The organism is Bacillus haynesii, assembly GCF_014042035.1.
Lineage (GTDB): Bacteria > Bacillota > Bacilli > Bacillales > Bacillaceae > Bacillus > Bacillus haynesii.
Map to the genome: position 1 here is coordinate 3,571,231 of NZ_CP059494.1, position 19,951 is coordinate 3,591,181.

The following is a 19,951-nucleotide window of genomic DNA, read 5'->3' on the forward strand; positions in this document are numbered from 1 at the left end:
GTCATTCCGCCTTTCTTGTCGTTTGTCTTTCAATAAAGGCAACCGGCATCTGCACTGCCGATTGTTCAATATATTCATTTTTCATTAATCTCAGCAACAGTTTTGCCGCTTCTTTTCCCATTTCATAGGCGGGCTGCCTGATCGTTGATAAAGAGGGGAAAAGCAATTCGCTTTGCGGAATGTCATCAAAGCCGATAATCTGCAATTCGTCGGGAACTTTGATCTTCCGTTTTAAGGCTTCATGCAAAACGGCTGTCGCCACAATGTCATTGCTTGCGATCACGCCGTCTGTTTCCGGATAGGTGGCAAACAGCTCCGCTGCCCGTTTTTGGGCCTCCGGAAATGAAAATGTCTCGGTTTTCATGACATGAAAATCGATATCGGCCCCGCTTAGCATCTCCAGCGCTCCGTTGAAACGGTCTCTAGCAGTCTGAAGGTTGGCCGGTCCTTTAATCAGCGTAATCTTTTTCGCGTTCCTCCTGACCATTTCAGCCGCTGCGATTCTGCCGCCTTCACGGCTGTCCGCGAATACAGCTGGTGCATTTTCACCCGTCCGGTCAAGGAAGACGATCGGCATGGACAAGTCCTGATAATTTGGTGCATCCGGATAATTGGTCGCTGAAATGACTCCGACCACATGATTTTGTTTAAACGTCTGCAGATAATCAAGTTCTTTTTCCAGATTTTCATCGCTGTTTCCGAAGATGAGCCGAAAGCCGAGGCGGTGAATCTCATCTTCAACACCGCGGGCAAGCTGAGGAAAGAACGGGTTTGTGATATCCGGCAGCAGCAGTCCGATCAGTCTGGACTCCCTTTTATAGAGAGACCTGGCTACTTCATTCGGGTAGTAATTCAGTTCTTCCATCGCTTTTAACACGCGTGTCCTCGTGTCTTCATGGACGTATCCGGTCTCATTTAATACCCGGGAAACCGTAGCGACAGATACTTTTGCGGCAAGTGCGACGTCTTTAATCGTAGCCAAAAAAGACTTCTCCTCTCTATTTGTGTAACCGTTTACATAAAGATTATCATGATCCATTTAAAATCACAATAAAAAAAGACTCAGACACTGAAATTTTTAGCCGGGTTGGGATATAGAGACATATACAAGTGTGTTGAATAGAAAATAACCTTCATTCGGCATAAATTGGCTGATACAGTAACAATGAGAATAGTAAGAAAAATTAAAAATGTTAAAGTTTGATGAATTATCGTTGAAAAAAATTAATGGCTTTTTAAATCTTAGGATTTTAACCTAAAAACTGAAGAAATAAGGTGAATCGAACGGCTCACAAAAAAATTGGATTTGTCAATGAATCCCGCTTTATGCTAAAAGAGATTTTCATTTTTTGATAGGTGGTCTGATTGTCATAGGACGTATTTGTTTTGAAGAGGGAACATTGGTGACTTTTTAACCTGTTGGAAAAGAGCGAAAATACAAAAAGAAGGGAGAGATACCGGTTAAAAGCCCATTTATAGGGGATTCCAGACGGGGGAAAAAAGAGATCCTGAATCCATCCTTCAACCTTTCATCAGAACTAGGGAGAAAAGTACAAAAATCATAATGTCGAATTTTGAAAGCGCATACTTAAAACGCTGGCAAAAAACTGATAGGAATTAAGAACTTTAGATTTCCAAAAATATCAACAAAAAGATAGGCATTAATGACTCGGGTGAGGTGATCTTTGTCACGGAAAATTTCGTCGTCTTCTGTTACATAATGCCGATTGTGATTTCATAGTGAACCTATATACTGATGAATGAATTTACATATCAGATTCCAAGAAGGAGATGTAGACAAACAATGTGGGTAATGCTATTAGCCTGTGTGATCGTTGTTGGGATCGGCATTTATGAAAAAAGGCGCCACCAGCAAAACATCGATGCGCTGCCTGTCCGAGTGAACATCAACGGGATACGCGGAAAGTCCACGGTGACAAGATTAACAACAGGGATATTAATCGAGGCAGGCTACAAAACAGTAGGAAAAACAACCGGGACAGACGCAAGGATGATTTATTGGGACACACCGGAAGAGAAGCCGATCAAAAGAAAGCCTCAAGGGCCGAATATCGGAGAGCAGAAGGAGGTTATGAAAGAAACGGTGGAAAGAGGGGCCAATGCAATTGTCAGTGAGTGCATGGCCGTTAACCCTGATTACCAAATCATCTTTCAGGAAGAATTGCTTCAGGCTAATATCGGTGTGATCGTGAACGTGCTGGAGGATCACATGGATGTGATGGGACCGACTTTAGATGAAATTGCAGAAGCTTTCACAGCAACCATTCCTTATAATGGACATTTAGTTATCACTGATAGTGAGTATACCGATTTCTTTAAGCAAATTGCAAAAGAAAGGAACACAAAAGTCATCGTCGCAGACAATTCTAAAATAACAGATGAATACCTCAGACAGTTTGAATACATGGTATTCCCTGATAATGCGTCTCTTGCGCTCGGTGTGGCTCAAGCGTTGGGCATTGACGAAGAAACCGCCTTTAAAGGCATGCTGAATGCGCCGCCTGATCCGGGAGCCATGAGAATTCTGCCGCTGATGAACGCCAAAAATCCCGGACATTTCGTCAACGGCTTTGCGGCTAATGACGCAGCTTCCACTTTAAATATATGGAAGCGTGTAAAAGAAATAGGCTATCCTACGGATCAGCCGATCGTCATTATGAACTGCCGCGCCGACAGGGTAGACAGAACACAGCAGTTTGCGGAAGATGTCCTTCCTTATATTGAAGCAAGTGAACTTGTGCTGATTGGAGAAACAACAGAGCCGATCGTCAAAGCATATGAAGCAGGCAAAATTCCTGCGGACAAGCTGTTTGATTTTGAGCACAAATCAACGGAAGAAATCATGTTCATGCTGAAAAATAAGCTTGAGGGCCGCGTCATTTACGGAGTCGGAAATATCCACGGAGCAGCGGAGCCTCTCATTGAAAAAATACAAGATTACAAGATTAAGCAGCTCGTTAGCTAGGAGGAAGAAAACACAATGTTTGGATCAGATTTATATATCGCCCTCATTTTAGGAGTCTTACTCAGTTTGATTTTTGCAGAGAAAACGGGAATTGTACCAGCCGGACTTGTCGTACCGGGTTATTTGGGACTTGTGTTCAATCAGCCGATTTTTATGTTGCTCGTTCTTTTTGTCAGTTTGCTGACGTACGTCATCGTGAAATTCGGACTTTCAAAAATTATGATTCTATACGGACGCAGAAAATTCGCAGCGATGCTGATTACGGGAATTCTGTTGAAAATCGGTTTTGATTTTATATATCCGGTGATGCCGTTTGAGATTGCCGAATTCAGGGGAATCGGAATCATCGTGCCGGGGCTGATCGCGAATACCATTCAAAGACAGGGATTAACGATTACGCTTGGAAGTACGCTTTTATTAAGCGGAGCAACATTCGTCATTATGTATGCTTACTATCTAATCTAAAGTTAGGTGTGTCAAATCGATGAAAAAACAACTGAACTTTCAGGAAAAACTGCTGAAGCTGACGAAGCAGGAGAAAAAGAAAACAAATAAGCACGTCTTTATCGTATTGCCCGCTATTTTCTGTTTAATGTTTGTCTTCACTTGGGTCGGAAGCGCCAAAACTCCTTCGCAAATGGGCAAAAAAGAAGATGCCAAGCTCACAGCTACCTTTATGGGCGATATCATGATGGGAAGAAACGTAGAAAAAGTGACAAACTTACACGGTTCGGAAAGTGTCTTCAAAAATGTGAAGCCGTACTTTAATGTGTCAGATTTTATCACAGGAAACTTTGAAAACCCTGTAACCAATGTAAAGGACTATCAAGAGGCAGAAAAGAACATCCATCTGCAAACGAATCAAGAATCAGTCGAAACATTGAAAAAGCTGAACTTCAGCGTACTGAACTTTGCCAACAACCATGCGATGGACTACGGGGAAGACGGTTTGAAGGATACGCTGAATAAATTCTCAAATGAGGACTTGGAGCTTGTCGGAGCAGGCAATAATCTCGAAGACGCGAAACAGCACGTATCCTATCAGGATGTGAACGGTGTAAAAATCGCAACGCTCGGTTTTACAGACGTCTACACGAAGAACTTTACAGCCAAAAAGAACAGAGGTGGAGTGCTGCCGCTCAGCCCGAAAATCTTTATTCCAATGATCGCGGAAGCATCCAAAAAAGCGGATCTTGTCCTTGTTCATGTGCACTGGGGACAAGAATATGACAATGAACCGAACGACAGACAGAAGGATCTGGCCAAGGCGATTGCAGATGCCGGAGCAGATGTCATCATCGGCGCTCATCCCCATGTTCTCGAACCGATCGAAGTGTATAACGGTACTGTGATTTTCTACAGCCTCGGTAACTTTGTGTTTGATCAGGGCTGGTCAAGAACACGTGACAGCGCGCTTGTACAATACCATTTAATGAATGACGGCAAAGGGCGCTTTGAGGTAACGCCTCTCAACATTCGTGAAGCAACGCCGACGCCTTTAGGCAAAAGCGATTTCTTAAAACGAAAAGCGATCTTCCGCCAATTGACAAAAGGAACAAACCTCGACTGGAAAGAAGAGAACGGAAAATTGACGTTTGAAGTCGATCATGCGGACAAACTGAAAAATAACAAAAACGGAGTGGTGAACAAATGAAATTTGTCAGAGCCATTTGGCCGTTCGTAGGTTTAGTTTTGATCATTGCATTTATGTCTGCTTTCAAGTATTCTGATGAATTGTCAAACGATGAAAAAGCTAAAATCTCAACGGAAATCCAAAAAGTGAATCAGCAGGATCAAACAACAGAAAACAAGCAATAACAGTGCAAAAGAGAGTGCCGCCAGCACTCTCTTTTTGTGTGCTGATTCCGGTTATAAAAGACCTGTGAAAAGCGGCCGGTTTGAAAAGGAAACACGACAATTTTCTTAACCGTTCAGTGTATAAAGTTTTATAGAAAATCAGGAGGATATATACATGGTTTTGGGGTTCATGTTTATTGTATTCTTTTGAAGGGAATAAAAACTGACAAATTTCGACTGAAGCAAGATTTAAAAATGCATCACCTTACCAATTCGGGATGGGAACTGCACCTCATGTTCATGACCTCTTTAGAACATTTCCCTTCATCTATTTAATCCGCGCTTAGGTGAAAAAGCTGATCATGCTGTGCTGCGCGTTTCTTCTCGCTATGACGCTGCTGTACACGCAAAAAAAAGCCCTTTAAATATCCCAATTGAATGACGATGAAAGAGGAAAGAAGAGGAGGAACAGATCAATTGATAAAAAAAACGGCAAACAAAAAGTTGATTTTGTTTTGTGGAATTGCGGTGTTTTGGATGTCTTTATTTTTAACGAATCACAATGACGTACACGCCGATACGATCGGCGAGAAAATAGCAGAAACCGCCAGACAGCTTGAGGGTGCGAAATACAGCTACGGCGGAGAGAAGCCGAAAACGGGGTTTGATTCGTCCGGCTTTGTACAATACGTGTTTCAATCGCTCGATATTACGCTTCCAAGAACGGTAAAGGAACAATCGACCCTTGGAAACATTGTCAGCCGTCAGCAGCTCGAAAAGGGGGATCTTGTCTTTTTCAAGAATGCCGAGCTGGAATCGGACGGACCGACCCATGTCGCCATCTACATGGGGAATGATCAAATTATCCACAGCACAAAATCAAACGGAGTTGTCGTGACGAAGCTTGAAGGCAGCTCTTACTGGAGCTCTGGATATCTTAAAGCGAAAAGGATCACAAAAGAGCCTGAGATTTCTATGGACCCTGTCGTCCAAAAAGCAAAAAGCTATGTCGGTGTTCCTTATGTATTTGGAGGCAACTCTCCGGATCTCGGATTTGACTGTTCAGGGTTGACCCAATACGTTTTCAGAGAGGTGCTCGGTGTTTATTTGCCAAGATCGGCGGAACAGCAATGGGCGATTGGTCAAAAGGTGAAGCTTGAAGATATCCGGCCGGGTGATGTTTTGTTTTTCAGCAATACGTACAAACCGGGAATATCCCATAACGCCATCTATGCCGGGGGCGGGCGGTTTATCCATGCGAGCCGTTCAAATAAAGTGACGATCTCTTATTTGTCGGCTTCCTATTGGCAGAAGAAGTTCACTGGAGTCAGACGTTTTGACAACATGTCCCTGCCGAAAAATCCGATTGTATCCGAAGCCATCAGGCATATCGGCGAAGTCGGCTATCAAAAAGGCGGCACATCGCCTAAAGAAGGCTTTGATACGGCGGGGTTTATCCAATATGTTTATAAAACGGCGGCAGGAGTTGAGCTTCCCCGGTATGCTGATAAACAATACAGTACAGGTAAGAAAATTACAAAACAGGAGCTTGAGCCTGGAGACATCGTGTTCTTTAAAGGAACCACTGTTTTGAATCCCGCCATCTATATCGGAAACGGCCAGGTCGTTCTTGTCACCTTGTCTGCCGGTGTAACGACAGCAGATATGGAGACGAGCGCCTATTGGAAAGATAAATACGCCGGAAGCGTAAGGATTGAGTAGCAGAAACAGCAGAAAACCGCTCGAAGATGGACTCGAGCGGTTTTCTTATTTATTGATATTCATTTTCCAGCAGTTTGTTAATGAAGTAAGCGACGCCGTTTTCGTCATTGCTTTTCGTGATAAACGTGCTGATATGCTTTAGCTCATCGATTGCATTGCCCATCGCAATCCGATGGCCGGCTTCCTCAAACATTGACAGGTCGTTCGGGCTGTCGCCGATCGCGTAGATGTCTTTTTTCTCGATTCCATAGTGGCGGGCCAGCTCTTTTAAAGCGCGGCCTTTGCCGGATTCATCAGGCAGAATCTCGATGATATGTCTTCCGGAAGATGTGAGTCCCAGTTTTGGAAAGGCGGAAAGGTCTTCTTTTGCCTTTTTCAGCTTTTCCATATCAAATGAGAAGCACAATAGCTTATAAATATGTTCGTCTCCGTTAAAGATCTCGCGAATGTCGGGCACGGGTTTGATGCCGAATTGTTTAAACTGAGTCAGTGCGCCCTGCCAAAGCGTATCCCTGTCTTCGTCAGGGTTGGCGCTTGTGACGATATCGAGCTCTGCTTCAAGCTTCCGTTCTCCGTCATCAGGAGAAAGCAGCGCATCGTCCGTATAAACCTCAAAATAAATTTGATGATCTGTTAAGTATTGGGCGGCCTTTTTTCCGGCTTCCTTGTCCATTAACGTTCTGCTTAGGAGTTTATAGTTGAAATCGTGAACCGTTCCCCCGTTTGCGGCAATAATCGGAATATCCAAATCGTTCAGAAGCGCTTTTACGTCAAATGTGGCCCGCCCCGTGCAAATGGTTACGATGCAGTCTGAGATGAGCGCCTTTTTGATAGCGGCCCGGTTTTCTGCGGATATTTTGCTTTCGGTATTTAAAAGAGTCCCGTCTAAATCGATCGCAATTAACCTCATTATGTAAAGATAACCTCCTGTAAGAGCAGTTTGCTGTTTTCCGGGAGGTGAAAAACAGCTCTCTTCGGCAGTATTCCCTAAAAGGACATGTTATGTAAAAGGCTAAACCTAAATTTAGATTTTTTCAATAGTAAATCTTGAGTTTCATTAAATAGAAAAAGGATGAATGATATTCATCCTTTTTCAAATTATACATCTAACTGCTGTTTTAATTCCTGCTTGATTTCGTTGAGATTTTCCTGATCAAGCTGGAAATAGTAGACTTTGCCCGGTTGATAATCGCTTCCTTTCAATTGAAGGGTATCGACCGTTTGAATGGACGTCATAAACGGGATCAGTCCGATTGCATCATTCAGCGACAAGTTCATCGATACGTTCTTTCCGACTGTATCAAGGATATCATCGTAAGCCGGAATGGAAGTAAGCGATTTGGATTTGTTGATAATCGATTTGATGACTTCCATCTGGCGCTCGCCGCGCTTCAAGTCCGTATCGGCTTTTCTCGTTCTTACATAAGCGAGGGCTTCTTCTCCGCCCAGCGTCTGCTCACCTGTTTGAAGGTTGACTTTGCCTTTCGTATCCTTTTTAATCTGCCGGACAATATAGTCTTCTTTGATCGTGATCGGTACACCGCCGAGTTCATCAACTACTTCCTTGAAAGCTGAAAAATTGGCTTCCATGACGTAATCAACCGGAATGTCGAGCAGGTTTTCGACGGTTTCTGTACTGAGGTCGCGCCCGCCTAATGAGTGGGCATGCGTGATTTTATCATGGCCGCGTCCAGGGATGTTAACATAGGAATCCCGCGGGATGCTCAATAGTTTCACCGATTTGTCTTTTCTGTTGAACGTGGCAAGAACCATCGCATCGCTTCGTTCTTTGTCCATGCTTTGTCCGGGACGGGCATCAATCCCCATCAACAGGATGGAGAAGTTATCTTTTTTAGGGTTGAACTCTTTAATCCGCTTGACGGACTGTTCTCCTCTGGAAAGGGTGACTTGCGCATCTTTGGAGGCGTTCGCCACTTTGTAGTACGCATAGCCGCCTGCGGCTGCTGTCGCCGTCAGGATTAAAGCAATGAAAAACAATGAGTATTTCACCCATTTTCTTAGTCTCTTTTTCTTCGTTCGCTGCGATCGTAGCATGTATAAGCTCCTCTTTTATATATATTGAAACGTACAATTGTTGAATAAGTCTAAATTTTGATAAAAAAATGGTTTCCCAATCTTGGATTTTACAAGATATTTGCTGTTTTGCATATGGGGATTCTCTGGAAATTCCGCGGGAACTGATCATTTTGCCGCCTTTAATAAGACGATAAAACAGATAAAATGTTTCATATTTTTAAATTCCTTTTAATGGTACTCTGAGTTTCTTGAGGTTTGAAGAAAGCAAGACAAGGTTAAAGATTATAAAAGACGAGCCTTGGAGGAGGATATACTGATGAAAGGAAAAAGATCGAATGCCTGGCTTTATTTTTTTGGAGCCTTGGGCGGTGTGCTCTACGGTTATGATACAGGCGTCATTTCCGGGGCGATTTTGTTTATGAAAGATGAGCTTGAGCTCAATGCCTTTACAGAAGGGCTGGTTGTCAGCGCAATTTTAATCGGGGCGATTTTCGGATCGGGTTTGTCCGGCAGGCTGACAGACCGCTTCGGCAGAAGAAGGGCGATTATGTCAGCGGCTGTGCTGTATTGCATCGGGGGGCTCGGAACGGCCCTGGCACCAAGCACGGAATATATGGTGGTTTTCAGGATCGTGCTCGGCCTTGCGGTTGGCTGTTCCACGACCATTGTTCCCTTGTACCTTTCAGAGCTTGCGCCGAAGGAATCTCGGGGCGCGCTTTCTTCATTAAATCAGCTGATGATTACGATCGGGATTCTGCTCTCTTATTTAATCAACTACGCATTTAGTGATGCAGGGGCATGGCGCTGGATGCTGGGCTTGGCTCTTATTCCGTCAATCGGTCTTTTAATCGGTATCTTTTTCATGCCGGAAAGCCCGCGCTGGCTCTTAACAAAAGGAAAAGAAGAGAAAGCAAGAAGGGTTTTGTCCAAGATGAGGGGAGGAGAGCAGGTCGATCAGGAAGTTAAAGAAATTAAGGAAGCGGAAAAGCAGGACCAGGGGGGCTTGAAAGAGCTGCTGGAACCGTGGGTGCGTCCGGCGTTAATCGCAGGAGTCGGACTGGCATTTCTGCAGCAATTTATCGGAACCAACACGATTATTTACTATGCCCCAAAAACGTTTACGAATGTCGGATTTGAAGATTCGGCGGCCATTTTGGGGACGGTCGGCATCGGAACGGTCAATGTCCTGATGACGCTTGTGGCGATCCGCTTTATTGACAGGATTGGCCGGAAGCCGCTTTTATTGTTTGGAAATGCCGGAATGGTCATCAGTTTGATCGTGCTTTCTTTCACCAATATCTTTTTTGGCAATACCGTTGGTGCGGCATGGACGACTGTCATCTGCTTAGGTGTGTTCATCGTCGTATTTGCCGTCAGCTGGGGGCCGATCGTCTGGGTGATGCTGCCTGAGCTGTTCCCTCTTCATGTCAGAGGGATAGGAACCGGAGTATCGACTTTAATGCTTCATGCAGCGAACTTAATTGTGACATTGAGTTTTCCGGTCCTCATGGAAGCGATGGGCATCAGTTACTTGTTCCTGTGCTATGCGGGCATCGGAATCGCAGCCTTCCTTTTCGTTTTCTTTAAAGTAACAGAAACAAAAGGCAAAAGCCTTGAAGAGATCGAGCAGGATTTACGGGACAAGCACGGCGGAATCACAGAAACCGACACACAGCCGGTTGAACGATAGACCAAAGGATGGGCATGGACCCATCCTTTTTTTGTGAGGAGGCCAGACGATCATGGCTGATCTCTGTTTTCTCCGTCTTCTGGCTGCGAATCGTCATGGCGCGGCAGATTACCCGTTCTGATCGCCCGAAACACGAGAAAGAAAATAACGAAAACAACCAGCCCTCCGACTAGTATTTGCAGCAGCATCTCAACACCTCCGTTTCCTTCTATGTATGAATCATGGCCGCTCTACATGACGGTTAATGAAACGTTTGTTTAAAAAACTGAATAAGAACCGGGGTTTATCTCACACTAAAGTTAACTGAACAATAATGGGAGTGTGACGATTTGAAAGCTGTAACGTTTCAAGGACCTCAGCATGTTGAAGTCAGCAAGGTGGAGGATGCCAAAATTGAAAAAAGCGATGATATCGTTGTCAGAATTACTTCTACGGCGATTTGCGGGTCAGACCTCCATCTTTATCAAGGGAATTTTCCGCTTCCAAAAGGCTTCCAGCTCGGCCATGAACCGATGGGAATTGTAGAAGAAACCGGACCTGATGTAACAAAGGTGAAAAAAGGAGACCGGGTCGTCATCCCGTTTACCGTTGCCTGCGGACATTGCTTTTATTGCGAAAACAAGCTGGAAAGCCAGTGCGACAATGCCAATCCCCATTATGATTCAGGCGGATACTTCGGTTACTCGGAAAAGTTCGGAAACCACCCTGGCGGACAGGCTGAATATTTAAAAGTGCCGTTTGGCAACTTCACGCCGTTTGTCATCCCTGAATCATGCGAGATGGAGGACGAGTCGCTCCTGTTTTTATCAGATGTCCTGCCCACCGCGTATTGGAGCGTGCTTCACGCTGGCGTCAAAAAGGGGGACACCGTCATTGTTCTCGGCTGCGGACCGGTCGGATTAATGGCGCAGAAGTTTGCCTGGATGGAAGGGGCGAAGCGGGTCATTGCAGTAGACTACTTGGACTACCGCTTAAGACAGGCTGAAGCTTTAAACCGCGTCGAAGTATTTGACTTTACAAAATATCCAGATATGGGCGAGCATTTAAAGGAGATTACAAAAGGCGGGGCGGATGTCGTGATCGACTGCGTGGGAATGGACGGCAAAAAATCTCCGCTTGAGTACCTGGAGCAAAAACTGAAGCTTCAGGGCGGCACGCTCGGACCGATTCAAATTTCTACAAAGGCGGTCAGAAAGTGCGGAACCGTACAGATTACGGGGGTGTATGGAAGCAATTATAATATGTTTCCGCTCGGCGCGTTCTTTGTTAGAAATGTTACGCTGAAAATGGGGCAGGCCCCGGTCATTCATTTGATGCCTGAGATTTACAAGAAGATCGAAGAGAATCAATTTGATCCGAAGGAAATCATTACACACCAGCTTCCCCTTGAAGAAGCCGGCCGCGCTTATCATTTGTTCAACGGCCATGAAGATGATTGCATTAAAGTGATTTTGAAGCCATAGCGATGATAAAGGCTGCCGAACTACCGGCAGCCTTTATCGGTGCATTATCTTGCCAGCCATCCGCCATCGACGGCTAACACATGTCCATTCACATAATCGGCTGCCGGCGACGAAAGGAATACGGCGGCGCCGGCAATGTCATCCGGCTGACCCCAGCGTTCGGCCGGAATCCGTTTTAAGATTTCGGCATTGCGGTTTTGGTCCTCGCGGATCTGCTTTGTGTTGTTCGTTGCGATATAGCCTGGTGCAATCGCATTGACCTGGACATTGTGCGCTGCCCATTCATTGGCAAAAGACTTCGTCAATCCCGCTACTGCATGCTTGCTTGCCGTATATGCAGGGACGAGAATGCCTCCTTGAAATGAAAGAAGGGAGGCAATATTGATGATTTTCCCCTGCTTTCGTTCAATCATCTGCCGGCCGATAGCCTGCGTCAGCAAAAATAAGCTGTTCAAATTGACATTGATTACCGCTTCCCAGTTCTCCCGGGAAAAATCAGCCGCTTTTTCTCTGCGGATCGTCCCGGCATTGTTAACGAGAATATCAATCTGATGGCGATCAAGCACCTCTTTTGCAAAAGCCTCAACTTCGTCAAAGTTGCCCATATCAAGCTGATAAGACGTAAACGTTTTGCCGGCTTCTTCGATCAGCTGCTTTGTTTCATCAAGTCCGCTCGTATGTGAAGTGCCGATAATATCCGCTCCCGCTTTTGCAAGCGCTTCGGCAATCCCTTTGCCGATTCCCGTTCCCGGGCCTGTGACAAGCGCCGTTTTGCCTTCAAGTGAAAAATACGATTCAAGATATCCCATCTCACGTTCACGTCCTTACCGTATGACATTCATCGGGACAGCATCCATGTCCTTAAATGTGTAGTTTTCTCCGGCCATCGCCCATATAAAGCAGTAGTTGGATGTGCCGGAGCCCGAATGGACAGACCATGCGGGTGAAATGACAGCCTGTTCGTTGCCGACGACAAGATGCCGTGTCTCAGTCGGTTCGCCCATGAAATGAAACACCTTTGCATCTTCAGCAAGGTCAAGATACAGGTAAACCTCCATCCGTCGGTCATGAACATGCGCCGGCATCGTGTTCCATGTGTTATTGGGTTCAAGAAACGTGATGCCCATCATCAGCTGGCAGCTTTGGATGCCGTCTGCATGAATCACTTTGTATAGATTACGGACATTTGAAGAGGCTTCTTCTCCTAAATGATCGTATGGAAGCTCTGAAAGCGAAGCTTTTTGCACCGGATATTTTTGGTGTGCCGTCGCCGAGATGAAATAAAATTTAGCCCCGCCTTCATTCAAGCTTGAGAAGGAAACGTCTTTATTTCCCAGGCCGATATACAGAAAATCTTTGTGCTCCAGTACGTATTCTTCATCACCGACTTTAACCGCACCGGGCTTGCCGACATTCACAATCCCGATTTCACGCCGCTCCAGGAAGTAGTCCGTTTTCAAAAAATCGCCGGCAGCGAGCGCTAATGACTCCTTCACTGGAACGGCTCCGCCGATCACGACTCTGTCTTCATGCGAATAAAACATGTTCAGTTTGTTTTCAACAAACAATGACTCTATTAAAAAATGCTCGCGAAGCTCTGCGGTTGTGAATCGTTTCGCTTGTTCTGGATGAACAGAATAACGATTTTCCATACCTTCTCCTCCTTGAATTGGACGTTTTAGACTGACTTGAATGAAGTGTCAAAAGTTTTTGGTAACGGTTTCAAACATGAATTTTAAAGTAAATAATGGAAAGCGTCAACAGTCTTTTCATTTTTTTCTGAATATTGTCAAGGTCAATCTTGAAATATTAAAAAATACTCTTCCAAATTTTAAAGGATGTGATATGCTGATGATATAAAGTTTTTGAAATCGGTTTCAAATCATAAGGTTATAGGAGTACTTGAATGAAGGATAAGCAAACAGCGAAAGTAACCATCAACGAAGTAGCCGCACATGCAGGCGTATCAAAATCAACGGTTTCCCGTTATATCAACGGGAAGATTGATGCCATTTCACCGAAAAAGGTGAAAAGCATCAAAAAAGCGATCGAGGAGCTTAATTACCGCCCCAGCCAGATGGCACAGGGGCTGAAGGTGAAAAAAAGCAAAGTTATCGGATTTTTGGTCGCCGATATTACAAACCCGTTTTCAGTTGCCACCTTGAGAGGGGTGGAAGAGGTTTGCGATCAGTACGGGTACAGCATCATGGTCTGCAACACGGACAACAGTCCTGAGAAAGAAAGGGAGATGCTGCACAAGCTGAACGCGCATTACATTGAAGGGCTGATTATTAATACGACGGGAAGGAACAACGATGTGCTCATGGATTTAATCAGCCAGGATGTATCGATTGTGCTCGTTGACCGGAAAGTGCCCGGGCTCAAGATCGATGCAGTTACAACGAACAACCGCGAAGTGACAAGTCAAATCGTCAATCTCATGTACGACAAAGGCTACGCCCAGGTCGGTCTGTTTACCGAGCCGATTAAAGGGATCAGTCCGAGGGAGGAAAGGGTTTCCGCCTATACAGAAATCGCGCTTGAACGCAATGCCGGCGGTACCCCTCTTGTATATGAGGCTGACGTTAAAGACAAAGAATCTCTTTTAAAGTCCGTCAAAAGCTTTTTGGAAATGAAAGAAGGGAAAAAAGCCATTCTTGGAAACAACGGGCTTCTGATGCTGAAAATCATCAGCTGCCTTTATGAGCTTGGCATTTCGATTCCGGAAGACGTCGGAATTGCCGGATTTGATGATACGGAATGGTATAAATTGATCGGTCCGGGCATCACGACCATCGCCCAGCCGTCGCATGAAATGGGGAGGGTCGCCATGGAGCGGATCATCAAACGGATTGAAGGGGATGAAAGTGCACCGCAAACGATTCAGCTTGAGGCGGAGCTTATTCTCAGACAGTCGCTGTAGAACTTGTCAAACGGAAACACTCATGCACCCGAAAACTAAGGGGAGAGTGTTTTTTCGCAATTATTTTTGAAACCGGTACCATTTTGAAAGGAGAGTGAAATCATGTCGCTTGATGTGATGACCTTCGGAGAATCGATGGCTATGTTTTACGCAAATGAAACAGGCGGACTGCATGAGGCTTCTTCGTTTTCCAAGGCTCTTGCCGGAGCGGAAACAAACGTTGCCGTCGGACTGTCGCGCCTGGGCTTTCGGGTCGGCTGGATGAGCAAGGTCGGTGCCGATTCGCTTGGAACCTTTATTTTAAATGAATTGAAAAAAGAAGGCGTCGACATCTCTGAAGTCAAACGCACTGCAGACCGGCAGACGGGCATACTGCTTAAGTCAAAGGTTGAAAGCGGGGACCCTGATGTCACGTATTATCGGAGCGGATCAGCCGCAAGCACGATGAGCATTGATGACTACCCGGCAGAGTATTTCAAGCAAGCCAAACATATGCATGTGACAGGCATACCTCCTGCCCTTTCAAGAGAAATGCGGGGCTTCGCACGCCACGCCGTTCACCAGATGAAAAAAGACGGGAAGACGATTTCGTTTGACCCGAATCTCCGCTTCCAGCTTTGGCCGGACCAGCAGACAATGGTTCATACGATTAATGAGATCGCCGCGCAGGCGGACTGGTTTCTGCCGGGGATCAATGAAGGGAAACTCCTGACAGGCTGCAATTCTCCCGAGGATATCGCTAAATATTATGTGATGCAGGGGGTCAAGGTAATTGTCATCAAGCTTGGAAAAGAAGGGGCTTATTACCGGACGCCGGAAAAAGAAGGTTATGTACCGGGTTATCAGGTGGAGAAGGTTGTTGATACCGTTGGCGCAGGTGACGGTTTTGCCGTCGGCATGATCAGCGGCCTTTTAGACGGACTTCCGCTGGAAGAAGCAGTTCAGAGGGCAAATGCGATCGGAGCGCTGGCCGTCATGGCTCCGGGGGATATGGACGGTCTGCCGTCAAGGGATCAATTGAAAGCTTTTATGGCCGCAGAGGAAAACAACCAAAAAATAGGAGGTTGACCGTAATGGAAATGTCTATGATCGGAAAAGTGCAAGAGCAGCTGGCCGAGGCCGGGCTGATCGCAGTCGTCCGCGCAGGCGATAAGGAGGCTGCTGAGGAAGGCATTCACAGACTGATCGACAAAGGGATTACTGCGATTGAAATCACATATACGACGCCGGGAGCGTCTGAGCTGATTGAAAAATTTGCAGGAAAAGACGGTCTCCTTGTCGGAGCCGGAACAGTGGTTGAAAGCGAACAGGCGAGGGAAGCCGCGGCAGCGGGGGCAAAATTCATCGTCAGCCCGGGCTTTTCGGAAAAACTGGCTGAGGAAGCCGCCTCATTGCATACGTTTTTTATTCCTGGCGTATTAACACCAAGCGAAATTATGGAAGCGGTCTCAAAGGGTTTTCGGATTCTTAAACTGTTTCCAGGAGGGACTTCCGGGATTCCTTACATGAAGAACCTCGCCGGTCCCTTTCCGAAGGTTCGATTCATACCAACCGGAGGGATCCATCCCGGCGATGTGGAGAAATGGCTCGATGCCGGAGCATTGGCAGTAGGAGTGGGAAGCCAGCTGAACAAAGTGTCAGAAGCGGATCTCCAGCGCATCTTTCAGCGGCGGGTTCGGCAGAAATAAAGTGTGCGCAGCGTGAAAAGACTTCAAGTTTTGCAAGATCGACAGCTTTGCTTTTTCATTAATTTTTAGAATGGGAGAAAAAATGATGAAAATTAAAGCAACGATTGAACGTGTGCCGGGCGGCATGATGATCATTCCGCTCTTTCTGGGCGCAACGCTGAATACGTTTGCTCCGGGAACCGCGGAGTTTTTCGGCGGATTTACAGGCGCCCTGATTACCGGAACGCTGCCGATTTTAGGGGTATTTATCTTTTGCGTTGGCGCAACAATAGATTTTCGTTCTTCAGGATATATTGCGAGAAAGGGACTGACGCTTCTGATCGGCAAAGTCGGCTTTGCCGCATTATTGGGTTTGATCGCAGCACAGTTCATTCCAGACGAAGGCATTCAAAGCGGTTTTTTTGCGGGACTGTCCGTGCTGGCGATTGTAGCTGTTATGAATGAAACGAACGGCGGTCTGTATTTGGCGTTAATGAACCATATGGGAAGAAAAGAAGACGCCGGTGCTTTTGCCTTTATCAGCACGGAATCGGGCCCGTTTATGACGATGGTCACTTTCGGTGTGACAGGGCTCGCGGCATTTCCTTGGGAGACGCTGGCTGCAACCGTCATCCCGTTTTTACTCGGCTGCATTCTCGGAAACCTTGACCCTGAATTGCGCGATTTGTTCGGAAAAGTCGTACCGGCGATCATTCCGTTCTTCGCATTTTCACTAGGAAACACGCTCGATTTTAAAATGCTGATCCAATCCGGCCTTTTAGGCATTGTTGTCGGCGTATCAGTCGTCGTTCTCTCGGGTGCTACTCTATATCTGCTGGACCGTTTTGTCGCAAGAGGAGACGGTGTCGCGGGTGTCGCGGCATCATCAACGGCAGGGGCTGCGGTAGCCGTGCCGTACGCGCTTGCCGATGCAAACCCCGTGTTTGCGCCGGTGGCTGATTCAGCGACCGCGATCATCGCCACAAGCGTCATTGTCACCTCGCTTCTGACGCCGCTTGCAACCGTCTGGATCGAAAAACGGACGAAACAAAGAAAACCTCCGAAACAAATGACGATCGATTACAAGTAATTTTGCCGCAGGCGCACCCGGGACATTTTGTCCGGGGCGTTTTTTTATGACTGTTTTCGAATAACGTCACCAAATTGCTAAATTTGACGAATGTAATTTGTGCTAATATCAATATATAGTGTCTGGTCGATAAACCAACACTATATATGCTACTTTTTAGGAGAGATTAGGATGAAAACAGGCTTTAAAGAACAGGGATTATTACAATTGACAGAAACATTTCATGATATCGTCGGGTATGGAGATCACGATATTATGCAGGAAAATGCCAACGTAGACGGCCGCTCTCCGATGGGGCAAATGAGCCGGTTTGCATCCGAAAGTTCCAGACATTATGCGCTCCATTACTTAATGTCGCCGGAAATCAAGAAAGCAGTCGAAGAAAACTTTATATACCCGCACGATTTAGACTATATGCCGAGCGGGACAACGACTTGCTGCCAGATACCTTTGGGCCGGCTGTTAACAGACGGATTCCACACAGGCCACGGCTCCCTCAGGGAACCGAAGGACATTATGAGCGCATTGTCACTCGCATCCATCATTTTTCAATCGAATCAAAATATGCAGCATGGCGGCCAGTCATTCCCGATGTTCGATTACGACCTTGCGCCTTACGTCCGCAAAACGTACGAAAAGCATCTCGCGAAAATCAAACAATATCCGACAACTTTGACAGAAGAAGAGACAAGGGAAAGAGCGTGGGAAGAAACGGACAACACAACTTACCAAGCGTGCGAAGCCTTTATACATAATGCCAACAGCATGCATTCGCGGGGCGGCGGACAGGTTCCGTTTGTTTCAATTAATTACGGTACGGATACGTCAAGGGAAGGCCGCCTTTTGATCAAAAATATTCTTAAGGCGACAAAAGCAGGTCTCGGCAAGGGTGAGACGCCGATTTTTCCGATTCAGATCTTCAAAATGAAAGAAGGCGTCAACGTCGATCAAACAGACCCTAACTATGACCTGTACCGGCTTGCATTGGAAACGAGCGCTGAAAGGCTGTTTCCGAACTTCAGCTTTATCGATTCGCCCGTGAATAAACCTTTTTATGACGGAACGCCGGAAAGCGAAATCGCTTATATGGGATGCAGAACGCGCGTCATGTCCAATATTCATGGAAAAGAAAACAGCGTCGGCAGAGGGAATTTGTCATTCACATCGATCAACATTGTCAAAATAGCGCTGCTGAGCGAAAACGTTGAACAGTTTTTTGCCTTGTTAAACCGCTACATGGATTTAACGATTCAACAGCTGCTTGAACGGTACGCCTTTCAATGCAAAAAAAGAGCAAAAGACTTTAAATTCCTGTATTCGCAAGGCATCTGGCATGAAAGCGAGAAGCTCGATCCTGAGGACACGCTCGGGGATGTGCTAAAGCACGGAACATTGAGCATCGGATTTATCGGGCTGGCTGAAGCTTTGACAGCATTGACCGGAAAACATCACGGGGAGAGCGAAGAGTCGTTTGAACTCGGCAAAAAAATCGTTCAATTGATGAGAGATAAGGCGGATGAAGCCACAGAACAACACAAGCTGAACTTTTCCTTGATCGCCACGCCGGCAGAAGGACTTTCAGGGAAATTTGTCAAAAAAGACAAAGGGGAGTTCGGTTCGATCCACAATGTCACAGACCGGATGTACTATACGAATTCGTTTCACATCCCTGTTCACTATAAGCTGACTGCAATCGAAAAGATCAGAAAAGAAGCGCCGTTCCACTTGATGTGCAATGGCGGGCACATCAGCTACATCGAGCTGGACGGAGACCCGAAAAAGAACATTAAAGCGATGGACATGCTTGTGACCGCCATGCGCCGGTCAGGTATGGGCTATGCATCGATTAACCATCCTGTCGATCACTGCAAGGCGTGCGGATTTACCGGAATCATAGATAACGAGTGCCCTCAGTGCAAAAACCGGGATGAGACTTTGATTGAACGGATCAGACGGATTACAGGATATTTAGTCGGAGATATGTCAAAGTGGAATTCGGCGAAAAGACAAGAAGAAAAGGACAGAGTGAAGCATCTATGAAAGTGATGAATATTATCCATGACAGCATCGTAGACGGAGAAGGACTGAGAACAGTCGTGTTTTTGGCGGGCTGCCCGCATATGTGTGAAGGCTGCCATAATAAACAAAGCTGGAATATCAATAACGGATTTGATATGAGTGTAGACGAAGTATTTGAGGAAATTATGAAAAACCCGCTTACAAACGTCACCTATTCAGGAGGGGAGCCGCTTTTGCATGCAGGCGAACTGATCGAACTGTCTGAGAAAATTAAGCAGCATTCCGAAAAGGACATCTGGCTTTACAGCGGCTATACGTACGAACAAATCTTGAAGAATGAAAAACACAGCGCCTTGCTGGCCTATTGCGATGTCCTGGTAGACGGCCCGTTCGAAATCAAAAAAAGGGACTTGACGCTCCTTTACAGAGGAAGCTCAAACCAGCGCATTATTGAGCTTGCATAATCAGAAACAGAAGCCTGAGGGGCTTCTGTTTTTCCTTTCCGGCATTGACTTCTATTGAGATAACGTCATAATGAATATGAAAAGGTTTATATT

At 46.0% G+C, this 19,951-nt stretch carries 19 protein-coding genes; 13 read left to right on the top strand and 6 right to left on the bottom strand.

The genetic code is table 11. The features are described from left to right. Position 1: 1 nt before the first annotated feature. The gene (locus tag H2R00_RS17650) at positions 2-982 is read right to left on the bottom strand and encodes a LacI family DNA-binding transcriptional regulator (RefSeq protein WP_182069955.1); all 981 of its coding nucleotides are present in this window, start codon (positions 980-982) and stop codon (positions 2-4) included. 822 nt (positions 983-1,804) lie between these two features. Here H2R00_RS17650 and pgsB point away from each other — a divergent pair. From pgsB to H2R00_RS17675, 5 genes are all read left to right on the top strand, one after another. Continuing rightward, positions 1,805-2,986 carry a poly-gamma-glutamate synthase PgsB gene (gene pgsB, locus H2R00_RS17655; RefSeq protein WP_003185833.1) on the top strand — a complete coding sequence of 394 codons (1,182 nt, stop codon included), beginning with the start codon at positions 1,805-1,807 and terminating at the stop codon, positions 2,984-2,986. 15 nt (positions 2,987-3,001) lie between these two features. Beyond that, positions 3,002-3,451: a poly-gamma-glutamate biosynthesis protein PgsC gene (gene pgsC, locus H2R00_RS17660; RefSeq protein WP_003185831.1), complete on the top strand. Its 450-nt coding sequence runs from the start codon at positions 3,002-3,004 to the stop codon at positions 3,449-3,451. 19 nt (positions 3,452-3,470) lie between these two features. Continuing rightward, the gene (locus H2R00_RS17665; protein WP_154999542.1) at positions 3,471-4,640 is read left to right on the top strand and encodes a CapA family protein; all 1,170 of its coding nucleotides are present in this window, start codon (positions 3,471-3,473) and stop codon (positions 4,638-4,640) included. Then, positions 4,637-4,804, top strand: a complete 168-nt coding sequence (locus H2R00_RS17670) for a hypothetical protein (RefSeq protein ID WP_003185826.1) — start codon at positions 4,637-4,639, stop codon at positions 4,802-4,804. The genes H2R00_RS17665 and H2R00_RS17670 overlap by 4 nt, the downstream gene beginning before the upstream one ends. Positions 4,805-5,260: 456 nt before the next feature. Continuing rightward, positions 5,261-6,505, top strand: coding sequence for a C40 family peptidase (locus tag H2R00_RS17675; RefSeq protein ID WP_182069956.1), 1,245 nt, complete (start codon positions 5,261-5,263; stop codon positions 6,503-6,505). A gap of 49 nt (positions 6,506-6,554) precedes the next feature. Here the strand turns inward: H2R00_RS17675 and H2R00_RS17680 are convergent, their stop codons facing one another. Beyond that, the gene (locus tag H2R00_RS17680; RefSeq protein ID WP_154999544.1) at positions 6,555-7,415 is read right to left on the bottom strand and encodes a Cof-type HAD-IIB family hydrolase; all 861 of its coding nucleotides are present in this window, start codon (positions 7,413-7,415) and stop codon (positions 6,555-6,557) included. A gap of 188 nt (positions 7,416-7,603) precedes the next feature. Next, on the bottom strand, positions 7,604-8,560 hold the full coding sequence (locus H2R00_RS17685; protein WP_182069957.1) for an LCP family protein: 957 nt from the start codon (positions 8,558-8,560) through the stop codon (positions 7,604-7,606). A gap of 298 nt (positions 8,561-8,858) precedes the next feature. Here H2R00_RS17685 and H2R00_RS17690 point away from each other — a divergent pair, with 298 nt between their 5' ends. Further along, the gene (locus H2R00_RS17690; RefSeq protein ID WP_154999545.1) at positions 8,859-10,232 is read left to right on the top strand and encodes a sugar porter family MFS transporter; all 1,374 of its coding nucleotides are present in this window, start codon (positions 8,859-8,861) and stop codon (positions 10,230-10,232) included. Positions 10,233-10,282: 50 nt separating this feature from the next. Here the strand turns inward: H2R00_RS17690 and H2R00_RS17695 are convergent, their stop codons facing one another. Continuing rightward, the gene (locus H2R00_RS17695) at positions 10,283-10,420 is read right to left on the bottom strand and encodes a hypothetical protein (RefSeq protein WP_023857161.1); all 138 of its coding nucleotides are present in this window, start codon (positions 10,418-10,420) and stop codon (positions 10,283-10,285) included. 141 nt (positions 10,421-10,561) lie between these two features. Here H2R00_RS17695 and H2R00_RS17700 point away from each other — a divergent pair, with 141 nt between their 5' ends. Then, positions 10,562-11,695, top strand: a complete 1,134-nt coding sequence (locus tag H2R00_RS17700; RefSeq protein ID WP_154999546.1) for a zinc-dependent alcohol dehydrogenase — start codon at positions 10,562-10,564, stop codon at positions 11,693-11,695. 44 nt (positions 11,696-11,739) lie between these two features. Here the strand turns inward: H2R00_RS17700 and kduD are convergent, their stop codons facing one another. Together kduD and kduI are read right to left on the bottom strand one after the other, a co-directional pair. Further along, on the bottom strand, positions 11,740-12,504 hold the full coding sequence (gene kduD / locus H2R00_RS17705; RefSeq protein ID WP_154999547.1) for a 2-dehydro-3-deoxy-D-gluconate 5-dehydrogenase KduD: 765 nt from the start codon (positions 12,502-12,504) through the stop codon (positions 11,740-11,742). Between the two features lie 15 nt (positions 12,505-12,519). Beyond that, positions 12,520-13,347, bottom strand: coding sequence for a 5-dehydro-4-deoxy-D-glucuronate isomerase (gene kduI, locus H2R00_RS17710; RefSeq protein ID WP_154999548.1), 828 nt, complete (start codon positions 13,345-13,347; stop codon positions 12,520-12,522). Positions 13,348-13,601: 254 nt separating this feature from the next. Between kduI and H2R00_RS17715 the strand changes: the two genes are divergently transcribed. From H2R00_RS17715 to nrdG, 6 genes are all read left to right on the top strand, one after another. After that, positions 13,602-14,618: a LacI family DNA-binding transcriptional regulator gene (locus H2R00_RS17715; protein ID WP_154999549.1), complete on the top strand. Its 1,017-nt coding sequence runs from the start codon at positions 13,602-13,604 to the stop codon at positions 14,616-14,618. Between the two features lie 102 nt (positions 14,619-14,720). Beyond that, positions 14,721-15,686, top strand: coding sequence for a sugar kinase (locus tag H2R00_RS17720; protein WP_182069958.1), 966 nt, complete (start codon positions 14,721-14,723; stop codon positions 15,684-15,686). Positions 15,687-15,691: 5 nt separating this feature from the next. After that, positions 15,692-16,306 (top strand): bifunctional 4-hydroxy-2-oxoglutarate aldolase/2-dehydro-3-deoxy-phosphogluconate aldolase, encoded by a 615-nt coding sequence (locus H2R00_RS17725; protein ID WP_154999551.1) that lies wholly within the window; start codon positions 15,692-15,694, stop codon positions 16,304-16,306. Positions 16,307-16,391: 85 nt separating this feature from the next. Next, positions 16,392-17,375 carry a 2-keto-3-deoxygluconate transporter gene (gene kdgT / locus H2R00_RS17730; RefSeq protein WP_154999591.1) on the top strand — a complete coding sequence of 328 codons (984 nt, stop codon included), beginning with the start codon at positions 16,392-16,394 and terminating at the stop codon, positions 17,373-17,375. Between the two features lie 171 nt (positions 17,376-17,546). After that, the gene (locus H2R00_RS17735) at positions 17,547-19,415 is read left to right on the top strand and encodes an anaerobic ribonucleoside triphosphate reductase (protein ID WP_154999552.1); all 1,869 of its coding nucleotides are present in this window, start codon (positions 17,547-17,549) and stop codon (positions 19,413-19,415) included. Next, positions 19,412-19,858 carry an anaerobic ribonucleoside-triphosphate reductase activating protein gene (nrdG, locus tag H2R00_RS17740; RefSeq protein WP_076793671.1) on the top strand — a complete coding sequence of 149 codons (447 nt, stop codon included), beginning with the start codon at positions 19,412-19,414 and terminating at the stop codon, positions 19,856-19,858. The genes H2R00_RS17735 and nrdG overlap by 4 nt, the downstream gene beginning before the upstream one ends. Positions 19,859-19,951: the final 93 nt, after the last annotated feature.

Bases quoted from the DNA above. Each gene is read 5' to 3' on its own strand.
- pgsB (WP_003185833.1), top strand. From the start codon at position 1,805: ATGTGGGTAATGCTATTAGCCTGTGTGATCGTTGTTGGGATCGGCATT.
- pgsC (WP_003185831.1), top strand. From the start codon at position 3,002: ATGTTTGGATCAGATTTATATATCGCCCTCATTTTAGGAGTCTTACTC.
- H2R00_RS17665 (WP_154999542.1), top strand. From the start codon at position 3,471: ATGAAAAAACAACTGAACTTTCAGGAAAAACTGCTGAAGCTGACGAAG.
- H2R00_RS17670 (WP_003185826.1), top strand. From the start codon at position 4,637: ATGAAATTTGTCAGAGCCATTTGGCCGTTCGTAGGTTTAGTTTTGATC.
- H2R00_RS17680 (WP_154999544.1), bottom strand. From the start codon at position 7,415: ATGAGGTTAATTGCGATCGATTTAGACGGGACTCTTTTAAATACCGAA.
- H2R00_RS17685 (WP_182069957.1), bottom strand. From the start codon at position 8,560: ATGCTACGATCGCAGCGAACGAAGAAAAAGAGACTAAGAAAATGGGTG.
- H2R00_RS17690 (WP_154999545.1), top strand. From the start codon at position 8,859: ATGAAAGGAAAAAGATCGAATGCCTGGCTTTATTTTTTTGGAGCCTTG.
- H2R00_RS17695 (WP_023857161.1), bottom strand. From the start codon at position 10,420: ATGCTGCTGCAAATACTAGTCGGAGGGCTGGTTGTTTTCGTTATTTTC.
- kduD (WP_154999547.1), bottom strand. From the start codon at position 12,504: ATGGGATATCTTGAATCGTATTTTTCACTTGAAGGCAAAACGGCGCTT.
- kduI (WP_154999548.1), bottom strand. From the start codon at position 13,347: ATGGAAAATCGTTATTCTGTTCATCCAGAACAAGCGAAACGATTCACA.
- H2R00_RS17715 (WP_154999549.1), top strand. From the start codon at position 13,602: ATGAAGGATAAGCAAACAGCGAAAGTAACCATCAACGAAGTAGCCGCA.
- H2R00_RS17720 (WP_182069958.1), top strand. From the start codon at position 14,721: ATGTCGCTTGATGTGATGACCTTCGGAGAATCGATGGCTATGTTTTAC.
- H2R00_RS17725 (WP_154999551.1), top strand. From the start codon at position 15,692: ATGGAAATGTCTATGATCGGAAAAGTGCAAGAGCAGCTGGCCGAGGCC.
- kdgT (WP_154999591.1), top strand. From the start codon at position 16,392: ATGAAAATTAAAGCAACGATTGAACGTGTGCCGGGCGGCATGATGATC.
- H2R00_RS17735 (WP_154999552.1), top strand. From the start codon at position 17,547: ATGAAAACAGGCTTTAAAGAACAGGGATTATTACAATTGACAGAAACA.
- nrdG (WP_076793671.1), top strand. From the start codon at position 19,412: ATGAAAGTGATGAATATTATCCATGACAGCATCGTAGACGGAGAAGGA.